Raw genomic sequence first — 18,523 nt, forward strand, 5'->3', positions numbered from 1 at the left:
CCGACGCTAGTTACTTCTTCGAGCTGAGCCCACCGAAAATATCGCTGGAGCTCAGGGAGCTGCTACCTTCCGGATCCTTGGGCGCCTCTGGGGTATCCGGATCGGTGGAATTGGCGGGGTCGGTGGCGTCGTCGGCAGGCGCAGCGCCGCGGTCCTTCTTCTTGAGCGAAACCTTATCCACCAGCGTGTTATCGGCTTCGTTGAAGGTGGTGAAGGTGAGCGTGTCATCGGAGACGTCCACGCGCATGTAGTCCTCGGTGTAGTCCTGGCGCCACATGGCGGTGGACTCGTGGGCAAGCTTCGGATCGATGGTCTCCATTCGCGCGCCCTTGTGCTTCTTATTATTGACATCGGTGAAGTCGTAATACTTGCCGCCACCTGCGGTGGTGGTGGTCAGGTACAGCGCCTCGCCATTTTTGGGCTCGAGAACATCGCCGCGCTGCGGCTTTTCTTCCGGCAGGACCGGCTTATTGTTCTTCATCAGGTGGCTGCGGGTGTAGATGTGGTCGTGGCCGGAGAGCACGGCATCGACGTTGAGCTCAGAGAGTACCGGGGTGAGCTTCTCGCGCAGGTTGGTGACGTCCTTATCAAAATAATGGGTGCCCTGGGAGTATGGGCCGTGGTGCATGCCGACGACGATCCAGTCATTATCCGCGCCACGGGATTCGATAGCCTCGCGCAAGAACTGCTCGTGGCGGGCGATATCGGCGTCGGAAGAAGCATTGGAGTCCAAACCGATGAAGAGCACGTTATTGCGCTCGAAGTAGTGGTCGCGGATATCGTCCGCCTGGTGCGGGTTGGAGAAGTGCTCATCATGGTGCTTCATGGTGAGGTTATAGGTCTCGTGGTTGCCCGGGACCGTATTGGTAGGGATGTGGCGAATCTCCGGGGCGGAGAAGTACGCATCGTACTGCGGCACCTGCGCGCCCCAGCCCTCAACCTGGTCACCCAGGGACCAGATCATGCTGGCATTCGGTACATGGGAAGCCGCGTGACCGATGGTCTTGCGCCACTGTTCGGCTTGGTCATCCACCTTGAGATCTACGCCGATCTGTGGGTCTGCGACGGTAAGGAAGGACCAGTCATCGCCATTGGAGCCGGTGTTGAAGGTCTCTGGCTCGGACCAACCACCTTCCTCGGAGCCAACGCGGTAGGAGTACTCGGTATCCGGCTGCAGATCGCTAGCGGTGGCAAACTGGGACTTATACAGCAGGGCGCCGTAATCGCGCTCGTCGGCGCGGAAGGTCTTGGTGCCTTCTGGGCCGGTAACCTCGAGGACCTCGTCTGCCTTGGACTTCGTGCGCCAGGTGACCATGACCTGGGATTCATCCTCGCCCGGCTGCAGGATGGTGCGGTAGATGGGAGAATCAGCGGCCAACGCTGGGGTGGCGGGCACGAAGGCGGTGGCGCCACCCACGGCGAGGGCGGTGGCGAAGGAGGCGACGAAGCGCGATGAACGGAGCATACAGTTTTCACCTTTTGGGTCTTAGAAGAAGCGGTACGGCTCCCTAGAACACCATAAGAATGTGAACACCGTATTACGGGCGTGCGAAAAGCGCTTGAACCCTACCTGTGAGGGGCTGGGATTTAGAGGGTCTTATCGGAGTTGATAACGGCCGCGCGCCAGAGGGTGTATTCCTCCGGGTTATCTTCGCGGTAATTCTTCACTGCACGAATGCCCTGCTCCACGGACTCGATAACGGCATCGATGGTGGTATCTTCGCCCTCAGCATCGACAAAAATGACGGGGCCACAGATGGAGCGGATGGGGTCCTGCAGGAAAGCGGCGTTGCCGGTGGCAGCCGCGTTGCGCGCCAGAGAGGCTACCGGGTTCGGCTCGGCGCCTTCGGCCTTGGCTTCGGGGTTGTAGAGCGCGGCGTAGGTGGTGCCATCTTCTTGGAAAACAACGGAGACGCGATCCTCGGTGGTGCCGCCCAGGAACTGGTTGGCATCCTCCAGCTCGAACTCCAGCTTGCGGCGGGTGAGATCAGGGTTGACAAGGAAACCGACGGTCATGAGAGAAAGCTCCTTCAGAAAGCCAAGAGGGCATGAACGCCTTTAGAGTACCGGCCCCGCGCCCCACCTGCAGCGCGAGCGAGAAGAACTTTAGGTTAACTGCGGCTCTTCCACGTCCATCTGGGTATCGGTGCCTACGCCGAGGCCAGAGGGCTGGGCACCTTCGTGGATGAGCTGCGCACCGATGGCCGCGATCATCACGCCGTTATCGGTGCACAGGCAAAAGCGCGGCACACGCAGCTCCACCCCGGCCGCGGCACAGCGCTCGGCGGCCAGCTCGCGCAGGCGGGAATTAGCGGCCACGCCGCCTCCCAGCAGCAACACGCGCGCACCGGTATCCGCGCAGGCACGCACGGCCTTGGCGGTCAGGACATCGGCCACGGCTTCCTGGAAGCTGGCGCAGACATCTTCCACGCTGATGGTCTCCCCTGCCTTTTCGGCGCGCTCCACGTAGCGGGCCACGGAGGTCTTAAGCCCAGAGAAGGAAAAATCGTGGCGGTGCGGGCCGCGCAGATCCTCGGCGCGGGACATGCCACGCGGGAAATCGATGGTAGCTTCGCCGCGGGCGGCGAGCTTATCAATCACCGGGCCGCCCGGGTAGCCCAGCCCGAGGAGGCGGGAGACTTTGTCGTAGGCTTCACCGGCGGCGTCGTCAAGCGTAGAGCCCAACTCTCGCATGGGCTTGCCGACGGCCTCAACCTCCAACAGCTGCGTATGCCCGCCCGAGACCAAGAGGGCCACCGAGTGCGGCAGCTCTTCGCCTTCCAGGTTGGCCACGGCAACGTGGCCGCCTAGGTGGTTAACGCCGTAGAAGGGCACGCCCCAAGCCGCGGCATAGGCCTTGGCGGCCGAGGCACCCACCAGCAAAGCACCGGCCAGGCCGGGCCCTACGGTAGCGGCGATGGCATCCGGCTTGGCGATGCCCGCCTCATTAAGCGCCGCCTGCATGACCTGCGGCATGGCCTCAAGGTGGGCGCGGGAGGCGATTTCCGGGACGACGCCACCGAAGCGCGCATGCTGCTCCATGGAGGAAGCAACGGCATTGGCGATGATTTCCATGTGGCCATCCGCGCGAAGCTCGACGATGCCCACGCCGGTTTCATCGCAGGAGGACTCGATGCCCATGATCTTCATGACTGCTCCTTAATCTTCTTGGCTATCTTCTGGGCGCTCGGACTGACGCGGGCGCACCATCACGTGCGCATCCGCCCCGGAGGGTTGGTAATAGTTCTTGCGAATCCCCTGCTTGGTAAAGCCGTAGCGCTCATACAGGCCAATAGCAGGATCGTTGCCCACACGAACCTCGAGGAAGACCGGGGCATCCTTGAGATCCGCGATATGGCAGATATTGTCCATCATCATCCGCGCGATGCCGCGGCGCTGCGCGGCGGGATCGACGCCGATGGTGTGGATTTCAAACTCCGGGTCCGCGGCCGGCCCCATCATGCCGATGCCCGCATAGCCTAGGAGTTCCAAGGGTTCCGGTTCCTCGATCGCACCTTCCACCCCGAAATAGAAGTTGAAGGGCTGGGCCATTTCTTCCCGGAAAATCCGGCTGGACCACGGAGTTTCGCCTGGGAAAAGGACCTCTTCCAGCTCGGCGCACCGAGGTGCATCGGCCGGGGTTAGCTCGCGCAGCTTCACAGTTCGACCTTGGGGATGGCGGCAGAAAGCTGCTGCTGCTTTGGCGGGACCGCATCTGGGCGGCGTAGGTACAGCGGCACGACAGGAGCCGGTTCTGCCTCTAGGTCGGCCGCGGCAACGAGGGCCACTGCGGTTGGATGGGCCGCGCAGTGCGGCAGGGCGACGAGCTTCTCGGGGAGCTGCTCAGCAAGGCGGTCGGGAATAATGACCTGCGCGGTGGAGGCAAGTTCCACCTCGAGTTCGGCCGGTTTCGTCACCGCGGGGCCAGAAATGCGCTGCACACCGGAGTCGGTGGCGCGGTAAGTGGCCCAGTAGATCTCTTTGCGGCGGGCGTCGGTGGCCACCAAGGCGGTCGCCTCGTCGGCCGCGTCGGCAGGATCTAGGTGGAGCTCGGCGGCGGCCGCGATGGCATCGTGCGTGCAGATGCCGTGGAGGGGGATAGAAAGGGCGTCGGCAAGCGCGGAGGCAGTCGCCATACCCACGCGCAACCCGGTAAATGGACCCGGGCCCACGCCGGTGACCACCGCTTCGAGGTCGGAATACTCCATGCCCGCCTCTGCGAGGATCTCAGTGATGGTAGGAATGAGCAGCTCATTATGCGCGCGGGTATCCTCCAACACGCGCTCGGTGCTCTGCCCAGTTGCGGTATCCACTACCCCGGTAACCAGGGCGGTGGTAGCCGTATCGATCGCGAGGACGCGCATTAGGCGACCATCTTCCAGGTGCCATCCTCGCGCTGGAAGCCCAGCGGCTGGGTGCCCTGGATCATGGGCACGCCGCCATCAAGGCTCTGGCCCTGCTGCTCCATGGCCTTGACCTGCATGTCGATCATCTCGCACACCTCGACCTTTTCCGGATCCAGCTCTTCGATGAAGGGCTTAGCGCTCTGGGAAATAGCTACCGCGTAGCTCTTGCCTTCAGGCACCGCACCATCTTCAAAGGTGATGTTCTCGGTATCTATCTGTGCCTCTTTAACCTTGTCTTCGCGCATGCCCGGGCAAATGAAACCGATGGCGGGGTATTCCTCACCATAAACATCGGTGGGCATGAGGGTCATAAACTCCAAGTTATTTGGCGTCTTGTCCAGCGTGGAGGAGAGGTTTCCCTCCAAGTGGTCATCCTCGCGCAGCGTGGAGGAGGCAAGAAGAACCATCATGACAACGATAAAGATGGCGATGATGGCGGCGGTGAGGTTGCGAGCGAATTTAGTCATGGGGTGAGTATGGCTCCTTGAAAAGATGTTTAAGTTTCAGGCGGGCGGCGGTGATTCTGGCAATCGATGCTACCTGGTTAACCGCAACACAAAACCCACAGGGTAGTGCCTGCCAGTGTAGGCGGGCGACCCTGTGGGTGAGTAATTAACGCGAGATATTGCGCTATAGCAACAGCAGGAGCAGCACCTGCGAGGCAATGATCTTGCCGATAATTGTGGTGGGATAGACCGTGGCCCATCCGCGGCCGGCCAGCTCGGTGCCGGTTTGATCACGAATATAGGCAAAGACTGCAGGGTTGGTGGTCATGCCGGCCGCACAGCCCATGGCCTCGTCCCACTTCAGCTTCAGGACCAGCATGCCGATGACGCCGATCAGGATGGCGGAGGTCAAGGTGATAATAAGGCCCACGCCCATGATGGTCAGGGAGGACGGATCCGTCAGGGCATCGCGGAAAGAGGCGCCGGCCGAGGTGCCCACGCCGGCCAGGAACAAGGTAAGGCCCATATTAGAAATGGTTTCGCGCGTGTGAAATGGCATCTGCCAGTTCAACGGGCCGGTACGGTTGAGGTAGCCCAGCAGCAGACCGACAACCACGGGGCCGCCACCAAAGCCCAGCTGCAAGGTGGAACCGCCCGGCATCGGAATCGGAATGAGGCCGAGCAACATACCCAGCGACAGGCCGATAGACATGGACCGCAGGTCCGCGTTGCCCAAAGCGGCCTCAGAGTCACCGAGGTACTTGCGCACGTACGGCAGGCGGCTCGGGCTGGTTACTACGCGAACACGGTCCGAGTAGTTAAGCACCGTGTCCGGGTGCGGGACGAGGTCTTTATCGCCCTTGCGGACACGAGCGATGATAAAGCCGTGATCAAGAGCCTTGATCTCGCGGACCGACTTGCCAGCAATATCCGGGTTGGACACGGTAATACGGGCGTACTTCAAACCGGCTTCCTCGGTCAGCTCCACCGGGTATTCTTCACCCAAAATCTCAATAGCCTTATCGACGGCCTCTTCTGAGCCGTTGAGCAGATAAGCCTCGCCCTCGCACAACGGCATTTCCGGAACAGCCAGGCGGTGGCGCTCCTCGTCCGAGATGATACGGGTAGCAACGACAGTCTGACCGGTAACGCGGTAGATGTGGCCAGCGGTGTCATTAAAGTTCTTGGTCAAACGCACGCCCTTGGCCACAAGCTCGGCGGGAATCATGCCCTCTTCGCGGGCATCTTCCTCATGGTTGGCTTTGACAACCTTGGCGCCGATGGCGGCGACGAGGATCGCGCCGATCACTGCGCCCGGGTAAGCCAAGGAGTAACCGACGACCGGGGTGGAATCGCCCACCATTTCCACCACGGCGGCCATGCCCGGCGTGGAGGAAAGCGAACCGGCAAACATACCGGTAGCTTCTGGCGCGCTCAGGTCAAAGGCGCGGATAAGGCCATAGCCGACCGCGACCAAAATAACCAGCATGCCCAGCATGAAGACGGTGAGCTTCCAACCGCGGGTTTTGAACTCGCGGACAAAGGACGGCCCGAAGCTAAGGCCAATGGCGTAGACGAAGATAGCCAGACCGAATTGATAGACCAGCGGTGGAATTTGGATATCCGGATTGGCAGTAGATAGACCCAGTGCCACGAACATCGCAGCCGCGGCACCGAGGGAGATGCCGAAGATCTTAATCTTGCCAATCGCTAGACCCACCGCCATGATGACGAAGAGAGATAGCAAAGGACTTGAGGCGAGAAAATTCAACACCGTAATAGAATTACGTAGTGGTTATACCCGGATCAAGTTAACCACCCAGTAATAATGATCACTTTATCCCCCTGAAGCTAAGATTTGTGCTATGCAACACCTTGCCAGGACCATGTGAAGCGGCGAACATCCTCATCTGCGCCGGCATAGTCCGCCGGCTCGCGGTCAATGCTGATAAATAGGTAGCGCTCCACAATCTGCTCTACTAGTCCCCCGCCCCATTCGGCAATAACCACGGCGTCTTCAAGCTCCGTGTCCAGGTCGAGGGCGTCAAGCTCCCCTAACGGATCCCCAGAATTAGCACCGCCTTCATCGAGCAGGCGGTAGGCATCCACATGCACAAGGTCTGGCCCACCCACAGTAGAGCGGTGCACGCGGGCGATAACGAAGGTCGGCGAGGTAACGCGACCTTTAACCTGCATGCCCTTGGCGACGCCCTGCGTCAGCGTCGTCTTTCCAGCCCCCAACGGCCCATCCAGGATCACTACGTCGCCGGCTTCAAGCGCTGCACCCAGTTCTTCCCCGAATGCGTAGGTTTCTTCCACCGTGGATAGATCGCGGCTACCAGATTCCGGAAAGCTACTGCGCATCGTCTTCTCCTATATATTCGCGTTCGGTGCGGCCATCGGGCAGGCACACTACCTCATAGTTAATGGTTCCTGCCGCCGCGGCGAGATCCGTGGCCGATACTCCCCCGTTGCCAAAGATCACGGCTTCTTGCCCCGTGTCCACGCCATGGGGGTTTTCACCCAAGTCCACCACAATCTGATCCATACAGATTCGGCCTACCTGTGGGTAGAGGTGCCCACCAATGCCTACGTGCAGGTCGCCCTGGTAGCCACGCGGCAGGCCATCTGCGTAGCCGCAATCCACTGTGGCCAAAAATCCCGGCTTATCGGCCTTCCAGGTCAATCCATAGCACGTGCCCTCCCCTGGTTGAATGGGCTTGACGTTGAAAATCTGTCCGGACCAGGTCATGGCGGGGCGCAGGCCGTGCTCACGCCCTTCGATGGGCTCCAAGCCATAGCAGGCGGCGCCTACGCGCACCTGCTCAAAATAGGAGGAAGGCCGCGTCAGCACAGCTGGTGAATTGGCCAGGTGATTGACTGGGCACTCCAGGCCAATCTCGCGCGCGAGCCGCAGAGCCGCGCGAAACGCCTCCTCTTGGGCATCATTGTGCGGATTATCCGGCTCATCGGCACACGCAAAGTGGGACATGAGGCCGAGCACTTTGATGTGTGGGGCATCGCGCAGCACCTTAAAGGTCTCTGCCCAATCCTCTTCATCCACACCGGAGCGGTGCATGCCGGTTTCCACCTTGACGTAAATCTCCGCGGGAGTTTCGGATTTGACCAATTGATGCGCTTGCTCGAGAGAGTTGACCGCCACCTCAATACCGCAGGCAAGCGCCTCTTCGAGGATTTCTTCCGTCTGCCAAATCCACGCCACGATGGGCGCATCCACGCCCGCGCGGCGCAGGTCCACGGCCTCCCGCAGGGTGGCCACGCCAAAGCAATCCGCGCCGGCGCGCGCCATCACCGGCACAACCTTGGCCGCGCCATGCCCATAGGCATCGGCCTTGACCACGCACATCAGCTTGACCTCAGGCCCCACCTTTTCCTTGATGAGGCGGACGTTGTGCGCAATAGCGGAGAGATCAATTGTGGTTTTCAGCATGCTCACCATTGTGCCACTGCTCACCCTTGTGCTGAATTCGGGCAGGGTATGGCCCGTGCACCAGCATCGTGCCTGGGAAGATCTGTGCGCAACAGAAAAGCCCCCTTACCTCCCACACAAGAAACGCGGCAAGTAAGGGGGCTTAGCTAGTACCGTTCGGTGTGGATTACTCCACGGTCACGGACTTAGCCAGGTTACGCGGCTGGTCAACGTCGTAGCCCTTGGACTTTGCTACATGGGCGGCGAAGATCTGCAGCGGCACGGTGGCCAGCAGCGGCTGCATGAGGGTCGGCGCCTTCGGGATGCGGATGACGTGGTTAGCGTAATCCTCCACGGCGGTATCGCCCTCTTCCGCAATCACGATGGTGATGGCACCGCGGGCGCGGATCTCCTGGATATTGGAGACGACCTTGGAGTGCAGGGAGTCGCGGCCGCGCGGGGACGGCACGATGACGAAGACCGGCTGGCCTTCCTCAATCAGTGCAATCGGGCCGTGCTTGAGCTCGCCGGCGGCAAAGCCCTCGGCGTGCAGGTAGGCGATCTCCTTGAGCTTCAGCGCGCCCTCAAGAGCTACAGGGAAGCCGACATGGCGGCCCAAGAAGAGCACGGATTCCGCATCCTTCATGGAATTGGCCAGGTTGGCCACCTGGTCCTCTTCGTCGATGACGTTTTGGACCTTGTCCGGCATGTGACGCAGCTCAGCAAGAACGCTCTGGATTTCATCGGCGAACATGTTGCCGCGCAGCTGGGCCAAGTAGAGGCCAAGCAGGTAGGTAGCGGTAATCTGCGCCAGGAAGGCCTTGGTGGAGGCTACGGCGATTTCCGGACCGGCGTGGGTGTAGAGCGCGGCATCGGATTCGCGCGGAATGGACGAGCCCTGGGTATTGCAGATGGCAATAACCTTGGCGCCCTGCTGGCGGGCGTGGCGCACGGCCATCAGGGTATCCATGGTCTCGCCGGACTGGGACAGTGCGACGACCAAGGTCTTCTCGTTCACAATCGGATCGCGGTAGCGGAACTCGTGGGCTAGCTCAACCTCGGTAGGAATGCGGCACCAGTGCTCGATAGCGTAGCGTGCCACGTGGCCGGCGTAAGCGGCGGTACCGCAGGCAATGACGATGATCTTGTCGATGGACTTCAAAACGGTCTCATCGATGCGCAGATCATCGAGAGCCAGCTGGCCCTGTTCATCGAAGCGGCCGAGGAGGGTATCGCGCACGGCGGAAGGCTGGTCGTGGATTTCCTTTTCCATGAAGGAATCGAAGCCGCCCTTTTCCGCGGCGGCGGCATCCCACTTGATTTCAAAAGGCTTGCCCTGTGCAGGGTTGCCCTCATAATCGGTGATTTCTACCTCGTCGGCGGTGATGGTCACGACCTGGTCGTTGTCCATCTCTACGGCGGACTTGGTGTAGTCAATGAAGCCGGATACATCGGAGCCGAGGAAGTTTTCGCCCTCGCCCAGGCCGATAACCAACGGCGAGTCACGGCGAGCGGCAACGATGCGATCGGACTGCTCGGCGTGGATGGCCAGCAGGGTGAATGCGCCCTCGAGGCGGGAACAGGTCAGCTGCATTGCCTTGGTGAGGTCACCAGCGGCCTCGTTGTGGAAGACATCGCCCAGCAACGTAGCGGCAACCTCAGTGTCGGTCTCAGAAACGAAGTTGTAACCCTTATTCAGAAGCTCGGACTTTAGCTCGGCAAAGTTCTCAATGATGCCATTGTGCACCACGGCCAGCTTGCCACCATCGACCACGTGCGGGTGCGCATTCAGGTCGGTAGGACCACCATGGGTAGCCCAGCGGGTATGGCCAATGCCCAGCACGGAGTCTGGCAACGGGCGGGCCTCAATCTCAGCATCCAGCGCAGCAACCTTACCGGCCTTCTTGCGCCAGCTGATGTCCCCGTCGGCGTACATTGCTACGCCAGCGGAGTCATAGCCGCGGTATTCCAAACGGCGCAGCCCTTCCAGAACTACGTCGAGGGCGAAGTAATCACGGTCACCACCAGCGTGACCAATATATCCAACAATTCCACACATGGTTGCTGATTTTACAGCACGAGGGGCAAACCTCTAGGCGGGCGGGGCGTCGGCAAGCGAAGCCTATCACCCCACCCGCTAGTGCGCTGGGAAAACTAGCGCGTCGCCTGCTCCAAAAGCTCCAGAATGTGGTGGTAATCCTCACCGGTAGCACGGGTCAGGCCGAGCTCGCAGGTGCGGTTGGTCGAGGCGTGATACTGCGCCCCGATTTCCTTGACTTGCGCTGCCTCGGCGCGGGTAGCGGCTTCTGTAAGTTCTGGGTGGAGCATGCCGCGGTCGCCAGCATAACCACAGCAATTCCAGTCAGTAGGAATGTGGACCTCGGCCGCGGCGGCGCGGGCTACCTTTTCTACGTCCTCCATCATGCCCAGCTGGAAGGCAGAGCAGGTGGGGTGCACGGTCACGGAGGCCGCGGGGTTCTTAACCTCAAGCTGTGGCAGGAGGGTATCGGCCGTAAAGCTAATGGCGTCGATGACGGTAATGCCTACCGACTCCAGCATGTCCTTAAATCCGGCGGTGCAGCTGCTGGCGTCCACGATGACCGGCAGGCGCGCACCATCGGTGGCCTCCATGACGACATCGCGCACGCGCTGTTCCATTGCATCGTGGCCGGCCTGCATGCCCTTAGAAGCCCATGGGGTGCCACAGCAGAGCTTGTCGATGCCCGCCGGAACCTCCAGCGCTACCCCGGCGCGCTCCAAGAGAGCCACGAAGGAATCGGTAGTACCCTTGCCGCCACCCTGCGGACCAAACATGGTGTTCACGCAGGCTGCTAGGTAAATGCCGGTGGTCTGCGCGTAGCGGTCGCCCACGCGCCCGGCCAAGCGCCCGCGGGACTTGCCGCCCTTGCCCAGCTCCGGCTGGTACTGCGGCAGGTTATCGGTGCCGATGAGGCTACGGCCCACGTCGGTAACCTTCTTGACCAGCTCGGTGGGAAGCAAGTGCGCCCCGGTCAGCGCCAGCCCGGCGCCTTGGCTAACCACCTGCCAATTCTTGGCGGCCGCGCCCCATAGCTTCTGCTGCGCTGGTTGCGTCTCCTCGCGGCGCAGGCGCTTGATGAACTTGCCGGTATCGATGCCTACTGGGCAGGCTGTGCGGCACATGGAATCCACCGCGCAGGTCTCGATACCCATGTACTCGTAGGCCTGATCCAGCTCAGCGACGAGTTGGCTATCGCCCGCCTCTTCCGCGCGCTTGCGGGCGCGGCGCACCACAATGCGTTGGCGTGGGGTCAGCGTGAGGTCGCGCGACGGGCAGACCGGTTCGCAGTAGCCGCACTCCACGCAGCGGTCCACTTCCTCTTCCACGGTGGGGTTGAGCTTGATGTTCTTGATGTGCGCATCCGGATCATCATCCAAGATGACACCCGGGTTCATTGTGTTGGTGGGATCGCAGGCCCGCTTGAGTTCCTGCATGACCGCATAGAGTTCGTCGCCGTATTGGCGGCGCACATACGGCGCCATGGCGCGGCCGGTGCCGTGCTCGGCCTTGAGGTTGCCCTCGGCGGAGAGGACCAAGTCCACCATGCCCTCGTTGAAGTCGTTATACCGACCGATGGCGTCATCGCCTTCAAAACGGTCCGTAAGCAGGAAGTGGATATTGCCGTCCTTGGCGTGGCCGAAAATGACGGCATCGTCATAGCCATAACGGGTAAATAGTTCCTGCAGCGAGGAACACGTATCCGCCAGGTCGCCGACGGGTACCACGATGTCTTCCAAAAGGGCCGTCGTACCGGACGGGCGTGCCTCTGCTACTTGGGCGTAGAGGCCCTTGCGGAAGTTCCACGCGGCATTGCGAGCGGCGGTGTCTGCAGAGAAAGCGGCCGGGGACTGCAATGGCAGCTCGCGCAAGAGCTGCGAGCCCTTGCCCTCCTTATCGCGCAACTCCTCTTCTGCATCCGCATGGTATTCGATGAGCAGTGCGGCCTGCTTGTCCACATCGAAACCGGTGATGGCCTGCGGAACCTTGTCAAAGCCTTGGCCCACGCGAATAGAGGCGGAGTCCATTAGCTCCAAGGTGGCCGCCCCGGTATCCAGCAGAGCCGGCAGGGACTTGGTGGCAGCGGTGAGATCATCAAATACCGCGACCGTGGTGGTGGTCAGCTTAGAAATCGCCACGGTGCGGAAAACCGCTTCCGCAATAAAGGCCAGGGTTCCTTCCGACCCGATAAGCAAGTGCTCAAAAAGTTTGACCGGGCTATCAAAGTCCAGGAAGGAATTGAGGCCATAGCCCATCGTGTTTTTCAGCTGGAAGTGGCGGCGGATAATATCCACGGACTCTTGATTATCGCGCACGCGGCGCTGCAGGCGGATAAGCGTGTCCACCAGCTCCGGCTCCTGCTCTTGGAACTGCCGGTCGGCGTCCGGATCGGCGGTGTTAATCACGGTGCCGGTGGGCAGCACGAAGGTCAGCGATTCCAGGGTGTTATACGTATTGAGCTCAGTGCCGCAGGCCATGCCGGAAGAGTTATTGGCCACCACGCCGCCAATGGTGCAGGCAGACTCACTCGCCGGATCCGGGCCGAGCTTGCGGTTGCGCAGGCCCAACCGAGCATTAACCTGGCGCACCGTCGCACCAGGCTGGACGCGCACGCGCTTGCCCTCATCCAATACCTCGATGCCGCGGAAGTGCTTGCGCACGTCCACCAGGTAACCATCGCCAGAGGCCTGGCCGGCAAGGGACGTGCCGCCGGAGCGCAGGGTTACCGGAACATTCTGCTGTCGGCCCGCACGGAAGATGGCGGCCACGTGCTCGGCGGAGCGAGCCTCGATGACTGCCTTGGGGGTGTACAGGTAGTGCGAGGCATCGGAGGCATGCGCCACGCGGTCAATAACCTCGGTTTTTACCTCCATCCCGTAGCGGTTAGAAAGTTCTTCCACATCAACGACGCCGGTAGTCATGTACCGCAGCCTGCCTTCCCAGAAATAAAAGAGTACGTAGTTGTTCACACATTGCACTCCCCTGCGCGCACAGGTGCAAGTTAGGAGGGGCTTAGGAAAGCCTTTCCACCACACCCGTGGCTCGGCTGGATACTGCGCAGACATTTCTCAGATAAACCCGCACCCTTTCCCGCCTAGCGGGTGATCTTCATCTATCCTGGAATGCGTGTCTGCGAATTTGAATAAACATCTAGCAACGTTGTCGAAGCGTGGTCGCAACCGAGTTTTGGTTGGCGACCTTGACTATGCCGGAATCACTGGCAAGGTTTATACCCCCGCGGAGGGCCAAAGCCTGCCCGCCGTGGCCTTTGGCCATGACTGGATGCACAAGATTAAGGATTACCACGCCACCCTGCGCCACTTGGCCAGCTGGGGCATCGTCGTGGTAGCCCCCGATTCTGAGACCGGCCCCTTCCCCAACCACCGCAACCTGGCCGCGGATATGGAATCCGCGCTGCAGATTGCCGCTGGGGTCAAGCTGGGCGCCGGAAATATTACGGTCTCCCCGGGCAAGCTCGGCATGATTGGCCACGGCATGGGCGGTGGTACGGCCGTGCTTGGCGCCTTGGATAACCAGAAGGTCGCCGCCGTCGCCGCGATCTACCCTTCCATCACCGCGCCGTCTGCGGTGCAGGCGGCCCGCCGCATTAATACCCCGGGCTTGGTCATTGGCGCCGGCCAGGAAGATATTTTCAATGCCGGCAACCCCGCCAAGCTGGCCCATAACTGGAATGGCCCAGTCTGCTTCCGCGCCATCGATAAGGGCAGCCACGCTGGCTTTACCGAAGATCGCCTGCGCAAGCTGGCCATCGGCACCGCCGCATTCCAATCCGGCCCCACCGAAATCGCCCGCGGTTTGGTCACCGGATTCTTGCTAGCCACCCTCAATGGCGATTCCACCTATGACGCCTTTGCGGATCCAGAGGCCAGCGCGAAGAAGGTCCGAAGCCTCGTAGGCGAGGACTTGGCCGAGCGCGCAGGCGTCACCCGCGACGCCTAAGTATTAGCCCCGCCGCAGCACAGATTGCACCTGCCCCGACGCGTTCCGTGAGCGCGCCGGGGCAGCGCCATATCGGGGCCTTGGCACCGCCGCTGCTTGCCGACGCCCCACCTGGCCCTCCTCCCTTCGCGCCTCTTGCATGGCTTTATCCGCGGACTTTTCTAACTCGTCCTGCGCTTTCGCCAGCGTTTTTTCAAATTCCAGCAGGCGTTTAGCCGTCCTTTCCCGAAAGCCCTGCGCAAATTCTGCGAAGTCGTTATTCATTACCACTGACCTGCCTTTCGTGCCTTAATGGTTGGTTCTTCTGGCGCGGGTGCCGCCTCCTGCTGCGGTGCCGGCTGTGGTGCCGGTGCCGGTGCTGGTTCAGGAGCTGGGGCTGGTGGCGGTGCCGGTGCCTCCGCTGGACCGGACGCCGGGAGGTGTGCCACCTTCTCTGGTGGCGGCGTTGGCTCCTCTACCTGAGACAGCTCAGGAGGCGGAGTCATGACGCCATCATCACCAATTGGCTCCGGTTTGGGCTCTGGCTCTGGCTCTGGTTTAGGTTCCGGGCAGGGATCAGGTTCTGGCTCAAGCTCCGCCTCAGGAACGGGGCCCGGTTCAGGTTCCTGCACTGGGCAATCCGCCTCCGACATGATCTCCAGGCACTGCGCAGCGCCTTCCACAATGAGTCCCACGCCTACCAAAGCGATTCCGGCCCCCACTATGCCGAGGCTGCCGCTGCAGGAGGATTCAATTCCACAGCCTTCTGAGCTGGTTTGGGTCGTTTCCACACATTCTTCGGTACTTTCCGCGGTACTTTCTGGGCAGAGCGTTTCCTCGCCTGCGCCCGATTCAGAAGCGGGCTCCGTATCCAAGTCTGGTTTAGGTTTCGGCTCTGGCTGAGGTTCAGGTTCCGGGCACGGCTCTTCTACTTGCTGTGGCTGTTCTGGCGGCTCCTGCGGCGGAATGATCTCCGCCTGTGCCGGCCTAGTTATCTCTACTTCACGCTGGAACTGCGATGAACGCTCGGTAAATGATTGCTCGATGCACTCTTGGCAATGGCAGCCGAGACCGTGTTCTGCAGTGATCTCCGTGTGCACTTCCGTCTTGGCTGAAGGCTCGGGACTAGGTGTGCTAGTCCGCTCCGGCTCCGGTTCGGGGCATTCCCTTGGTGGAGCTGGTGGCGGCGAAGGAGACGTCGGCTGTGGCGGCGCGGAAGTGGTGTGGCTCGATTCTTGTTTTGAGTAAGGCTCCGGCATGGGCGTGGGCTCTGGTGGGCACTCCACTTGGGCCGGCTCGGTGGGCTGCGAGGGCGGGGGTGGGCATTCTTCCTTCGGCATCGGCTTAGTGGGAGTAGGAGTGTCCGGGCATTGCTCTACCGGTGCGGGGCAGGCACCATCTGCAGGTTTAGCCGGCGCCGGGCATTCTTCCGGAATCGGACGCTCACAGACGCATTCGCAGCGCGATTCAAACTCGTTATAGCAGGACTCAATCGCATCATCGCGGTCGCGGCAGGTGCTAGCGATATTGTGATTCGTCTCTTCGATAACGCGCCCGCCGATGGTGGAAAGAATCGGGATGATAAACCGGGCCAGCGGGTGCTTGGTGGCCACCATGGACAAGATATTCAGCAATGGGATGACCGCAGAGATGAGCTCGGTAAGGGCGGTGTCGGAGACATCGACGACGTCGGCAATAGCGCCTGAGCACTGCTCCGCCGAGCTGGTGAGATGTGCGGCGTTTTGGCGGTCAATGTCGAGGTCTTCCTGCACGCCGCACAGGTGCTCACGCATGGCGCCCTGAGCAACCTCGGAATCATCCTGCTGCAAATAGCCCGCTAGTCCAGCACCGCCTCCCTTCGGGCGATTGCCGCCCACTGCCGCAACGGTGTTTTTCACCAGGTTTTCGGGCGCGATGCCATCGACCGCACCGACTAACTCCCCCAGGAGGTTCATCGGCATACTGGGGCCCGGGTAGCTTCCCAAGCATGCGAATTGGAATTGGGAGATCGCGTTGGAATAGTCCCCCAGCAAGGATTTGGTCAGCGTACTCACTTGTTCGCCTCCCCGCCCCGTGCAAAGGAGCTGCCAAAGGACTCATCAAAATCGGCAAAGGCGCGCACCTGTTCATGGGCGGCGTGGGCGGTGGCGGATAAATTATCCAACCTCTGCCCGCCGCGCTCATGGATGCGCGCCAAGACATCACGAATGCGCTCACCGTGGCCGCCAAAGTTGCGTCCAGCCGCGGACACCGGAAAATCCGGTACCTCGGCCCGGTGGGCATCGCGTTGCTCGTCGTTATCGGCTACGACCTGCCGTAGTGCGGACATCGCCTCCGAGGGGCGAAGAAAAACCTCAGACACTGGTGTATTCCCCCAAATCCATATACGGTAAAAGTTCTCACCTTCATTGGACTGGGGATTGCGCCAAATGGTTCCCTAGGAGGCCAAAATTCTTCCGCCCTCGGCGGTTGTCCTAGACCGAGGAAACGATGGCGGAAAGCCTCCCGGCAACCTTGCGAGCCTGCTCCTTATCGGCGGCCTCCACCATGACGCGGAAAACCTCCTCAGTGCCGGAGGGACGCAACAGGACGCGGCCAGTTTCGCCGAGTTCTTCCTCGGCCTGGGCAATGGCTTCTTGTACTTCGGGGGCGTCCATGATGACACCCTTATCAGAAACCGGCACGTTAATGAGCACCTGCGGCAGCACGGTCATCACCGATGCTAATTCCTTTAGGGACTTCCCAGACTTGGCCATGCGCGCCATGATGGACAGGCCAGTAAGCGTGCCGTCGCCAGTCGTGCAATCATCTGGCAACACGACGTGGCCAGACTGCTCGCCGCCCAAGGAGAAATCGCCGCGGTTGAGCTCTTCCAGAACATAGCGGTCGCCTACTGCGGTGTGACGCACCTCAATGCCTTGTTCCTGCATGGCTAGCTTCAGGCCCAGGTTAGACATGACGGTTGCTACCAGGGTGTTATAGCGCAGGTCATTATCTTCCTTCATGCCTACGGCCAGCAGTGCCATAATCTGGTCACCGTCAACAACATTGCCCTCGGCATCCACAGCCAGGCAGCGGTCAGCGTCGCCATCGTGCGCCAGGCCCAGATCGGCGCCATGCTCGACGACGGCCTCCTGCGCCTTTTCAATGTGCGTCGAACCGCAGTCCTCATTGATATTGAAAGCATTCGGCTTGTTGTGGATAGCAATAACCTCTGCGCCCGCCGCCTCGTAGGCGATCGGAGCAACCTTGGAGGCCGCACCATTGGCGGTATCTACGACCACCTTGATACCGCTGAGGTCGGTGGAGACTACTTCCTTCAAGTGGTTGAGGTAGCGCTCGCGTCCGTCTGGGGCCTCCGAGATGATGCGGCCCAGCTTGGTGCCAGTCGGGCCATCCTCGGTGAGGTTTTCCATGGTGGCCTGAATCTGATCTTCTACCTCGTCCGGCAGCTTCTTGCCACCTGCGGAGAAGAACTTGATGCCGTTGTCTGGCATCGGGTTGTGGGAGGCGGAAATCATCACGCCCAAATCCGCACCATAGTCATCCGTCAGGTAGGCAATCGCCGGCGTTGGCAGCACGCCTACGCGCACCACGTCCACGCCGCGGGAAGCCAGGCCGGACGCAATCGCCGCATCCAGCATCTCGCCAGAAACACGTGGGTCGCGGCCAATAATGGCCAGCGGTTGGCGCTCGTAGGATTCACGCTTGGCGGTAAATACCTCCGCAGCGGCCTGACCTAGTTGCAAGGCCAGAATTGGGGTCAGCTTCTTGTTCGCGAGGCCGCGAACGCCATCGGTTCCAAAAAGTCGAGTCATGCAGTCAATTATGCACCGTACGCCCTGCCCGTTGCATGTTGGGGCGGTTTAGGCGGAAGCAAGCTTCTGGTTTATCAAGGCGTTGAGTGAAATTCCTTCCGTCCTTGCTTCCATCACTAGCTTGCGATGCAGCGACGGAGAGGTTCGAACGTTGAATTTTCCCGAATATGACCGAGCTCCCAACGGTTGTGGGATGACTTCCCCTGAAACCTGCATATCTTCTACTACTTCCGCAACCAACTTCAGAAGTTCCTGCTCTGCACAGCTACGGTCAGAATCCGGCCACGATAGTGAAGGAAACTCGGCAACCGTCGCCACAAACTCATTATCCTCTTCAGACCAGAAGACTTGATAGGTGTATTTGCTGACGTCCATCTTTTATTTTCTTTCTTGCTCAGTTTGTAGTTTTTGTACCGCTTTAAGAACTTGGCGAACTTGGTAAGCTT

17 protein-coding genes are annotated in these 18,523 nt (G+C 60.7%); 1 reads left to right on the forward strand and 16 read right to left on the reverse strand.

The window, feature by feature from the left end:
* Positions 1-10: 10 nt before the first annotated feature.
* The 11 genes from RAE04_RS03045 to RAE04_RS03095 form a co-directional block, all read right to left on the reverse strand.
* Entirely contained in the window at positions 11-1,465 is a 1,455-nt protein-coding gene (locus RAE04_RS03045) for a metallophosphoesterase family protein (RefSeq protein WP_317026392.1), read from the reverse strand.
* Positions 1,466-1,587: 122 nt separating this feature from the next.
* Positions 1,588-2,016 carry a hypothetical protein gene (locus RAE04_RS03050; RefSeq protein ID WP_317026393.1) on the reverse strand — a complete coding sequence of 143 codons (429 nt, stop codon included), beginning with the start codon at positions 2,014-2,016 and terminating at the stop codon, positions 1,588-1,590.
* A 90-nt stretch (positions 2,017-2,106) separates the two neighbouring features.
* Positions 2,107-3,150, reverse strand: a complete 1,044-nt coding sequence (gene tsaD / locus RAE04_RS03055; protein ID WP_317026394.1) for a tRNA (adenosine(37)-N6)-threonylcarbamoyltransferase complex transferase subunit TsaD — start codon at positions 3,148-3,150, stop codon at positions 2,107-2,109.
* Between the two features lie 9 nt (positions 3,151-3,159).
* Positions 3,160-3,660: a ribosomal protein S18-alanine N-acetyltransferase gene (gene rimI, locus RAE04_RS03060; protein WP_317026395.1), complete on the reverse strand. Its 501-nt coding sequence runs from the start codon at positions 3,658-3,660 to the stop codon at positions 3,160-3,162.
* On the reverse strand, positions 3,657-4,364 hold the full coding sequence (gene tsaB / locus RAE04_RS03065) for a tRNA (adenosine(37)-N6)-threonylcarbamoyltransferase complex dimerization subunit type 1 TsaB (protein WP_317026396.1): 708 nt from the start codon (positions 4,362-4,364) through the stop codon (positions 3,657-3,659). The genes rimI and tsaB overlap by 4 nt, the downstream gene beginning before the upstream one ends.
* Positions 4,364-4,873: a hypothetical protein gene (locus RAE04_RS03070; RefSeq protein WP_317026397.1), complete on the reverse strand. Its 510-nt coding sequence runs from the start codon at positions 4,871-4,873 to the stop codon at positions 4,364-4,366. The genes tsaB and RAE04_RS03070 overlap by 1 nt, the downstream gene beginning before the upstream one ends.
* A gap of 163 nt (positions 4,874-5,036) precedes the next feature.
* A complete protein-coding gene (locus RAE04_RS03075; protein WP_317026398.1) occupies positions 5,037-6,626 on the reverse strand; it encodes an aspartate:alanine exchanger family transporter in 1,590 nt (529 codons plus the stop codon).
* Between the two features lie 89 nt (positions 6,627-6,715).
* On the reverse strand, positions 6,716-7,216 hold the full coding sequence (tsaE, locus tag RAE04_RS03080; protein ID WP_317026399.1) for a tRNA (adenosine(37)-N6)-threonylcarbamoyltransferase complex ATPase subunit type 1 TsaE: 501 nt from the start codon (positions 7,214-7,216) through the stop codon (positions 6,716-6,718).
* Positions 7,206-8,309: an alanine racemase gene (gene alr, locus RAE04_RS03085; RefSeq protein ID WP_317026467.1), complete on the reverse strand. Its 1,104-nt coding sequence runs from the start codon at positions 8,307-8,309 to the stop codon at positions 7,206-7,208. Before alr ends, tsaE begins: the two co-directional genes overlap by 11 nt.
* Before the next feature lie 160 nt (positions 8,310-8,469).
* Positions 8,470-10,341 carry a glutamine--fructose-6-phosphate transaminase (isomerizing) gene (glmS, locus tag RAE04_RS03090; RefSeq protein ID WP_317026400.1) on the reverse strand — a complete coding sequence of 624 codons (1,872 nt, stop codon included), beginning with the start codon at positions 10,339-10,341 and terminating at the stop codon, positions 8,470-8,472.
* A 95-nt stretch (positions 10,342-10,436) separates the two neighbouring features.
* On the reverse strand, positions 10,437-13,241 hold the full coding sequence (locus RAE04_RS03095) for an FAD-binding and (Fe-S)-binding domain-containing protein (RefSeq protein ID WP_317026401.1): 2,805 nt from the start codon (positions 13,239-13,241) through the stop codon (positions 10,437-10,439).
* A gap of 205 nt (positions 13,242-13,446) precedes the next feature.
* Here RAE04_RS03095 and RAE04_RS03100 point away from each other — a divergent pair, with 205 nt between their 5' ends.
* Positions 13,447-14,280, forward strand: coding sequence for a dienelactone hydrolase family protein (locus tag RAE04_RS03100; protein WP_317026402.1), 834 nt, complete (start codon positions 13,447-13,449; stop codon positions 14,278-14,280).
* 3 nt (positions 14,281-14,283) lie between these two features.
* Here the strand turns inward: RAE04_RS03100 and RAE04_RS03105 are convergent, their stop codons facing one another.
* From RAE04_RS03105 to RAE04_RS03125, 5 genes are all read right to left on the reverse strand, one after another.
* Complete coding sequence (locus RAE04_RS03105; protein ID WP_269954288.1) at positions 14,284-14,544, reverse strand: hypothetical protein; 261 nt, start codon at positions 14,542-14,544, stop codon at positions 14,284-14,286.
* Positions 14,544-16,313: a hypothetical protein gene (locus RAE04_RS03110; protein WP_317026403.1), complete on the reverse strand. Its 1,770-nt coding sequence runs from the start codon at positions 16,311-16,313 to the stop codon at positions 14,544-14,546. The genes RAE04_RS03105 and RAE04_RS03110 overlap by 1 nt, the downstream gene beginning before the upstream one ends.
* Positions 16,310-16,621: a hypothetical protein gene (locus tag RAE04_RS03115; protein WP_232619489.1), complete on the reverse strand. Its 312-nt coding sequence runs from the start codon at positions 16,619-16,621 to the stop codon at positions 16,310-16,312. Before RAE04_RS03115 ends, RAE04_RS03110 begins: the two co-directional genes overlap by 4 nt.
* Positions 16,622-16,733: 112 nt before the next feature.
* Positions 16,734-18,077, reverse strand: coding sequence for a phosphoglucosamine mutase (gene glmM, locus RAE04_RS03120; protein ID WP_049378896.1), 1,344 nt, complete (start codon positions 18,075-18,077; stop codon positions 16,734-16,736).
* A 48-nt stretch (positions 18,078-18,125) separates the two neighbouring features.
* Positions 18,126-18,452 carry a type II toxin-antitoxin system HicB family antitoxin gene (locus RAE04_RS03125; protein WP_317026404.1) on the reverse strand — a complete coding sequence of 109 codons (327 nt, stop codon included), beginning with the start codon at positions 18,450-18,452 and terminating at the stop codon, positions 18,126-18,128.
* Positions 18,453-18,523: the final 71 nt, after the last annotated feature.

The organism is Corynebacterium sp. CTNIH16 (assembly GCF_032821655.1).
Taxonomy (GTDB): Bacteria; Actinomycetota; Actinomycetes; order Mycobacteriales; family Mycobacteriaceae; genus Corynebacterium; species Corynebacterium marquesiae.

Excerpts from the sequence above, each read along its gene's own strand:
- RAE04_RS03045 (WP_317026392.1), bottom strand. The coding sequence starts at position 1,465 with ATGCTCCGTTCATCGCGCTTCGTCGCCTCCTTCGCCACCGCCCTCGCC.
- RAE04_RS03050 (WP_317026393.1), bottom strand. The coding sequence starts at position 2,016 with ATGACCGTCGGTTTCCTTGTCAACCCTGATCTCACCCGCCGCAAGCTG.
- tsaD (WP_317026394.1), bottom strand. The coding sequence starts at position 3,150 with ATGAAGATCATGGGCATCGAGTCCTCCTGCGATGAAACCGGCGTGGGC.
- tsaB (WP_317026396.1), bottom strand. The coding sequence starts at position 4,364 with ATGCGCGTCCTCGCGATCGATACGGCTACCACCGCCCTGGTTACCGGG.
- RAE04_RS03070 (WP_317026397.1), bottom strand. The coding sequence starts at position 4,873 with ATGACTAAATTCGCTCGCAACCTCACCGCCGCCATCATCGCCATCTTT.
- tsaE (WP_317026399.1), bottom strand. The coding sequence starts at position 7,216 with ATGCGCAGTAGCTTTCCGGAATCTGGTAGCCGCGATCTATCCACGGTG.
- glmS (WP_317026400.1), bottom strand. The coding sequence starts at position 10,341 with ATGTGTGGAATTGTTGGATATATTGGTCACGCTGGTGGTGACCGTGAT.
- RAE04_RS03095 (WP_317026401.1), bottom strand. The coding sequence starts at position 13,241 with ATGACTACCGGCGTCGTTGATGTGGAAGAACTTTCTAACCGCTACGGG.
- RAE04_RS03105 (WP_269954288.1), bottom strand. The coding sequence starts at position 14,544 with ATGAATAACGACTTCGCAGAATTTGCGCAGGGCTTTCGGGAAAGGACG.
- glmM (WP_049378896.1), bottom strand. The coding sequence starts at position 18,077 with ATGACTCGACTTTTTGGAACCGATGGCGTTCGCGGCCTCGCGAACAAG.
- RAE04_RS03125 (WP_317026404.1), bottom strand. The coding sequence starts at position 18,452 with ATGGACGTCAGCAAATACACCTATCAAGTCTTCTGGTCTGAAGAGGAT.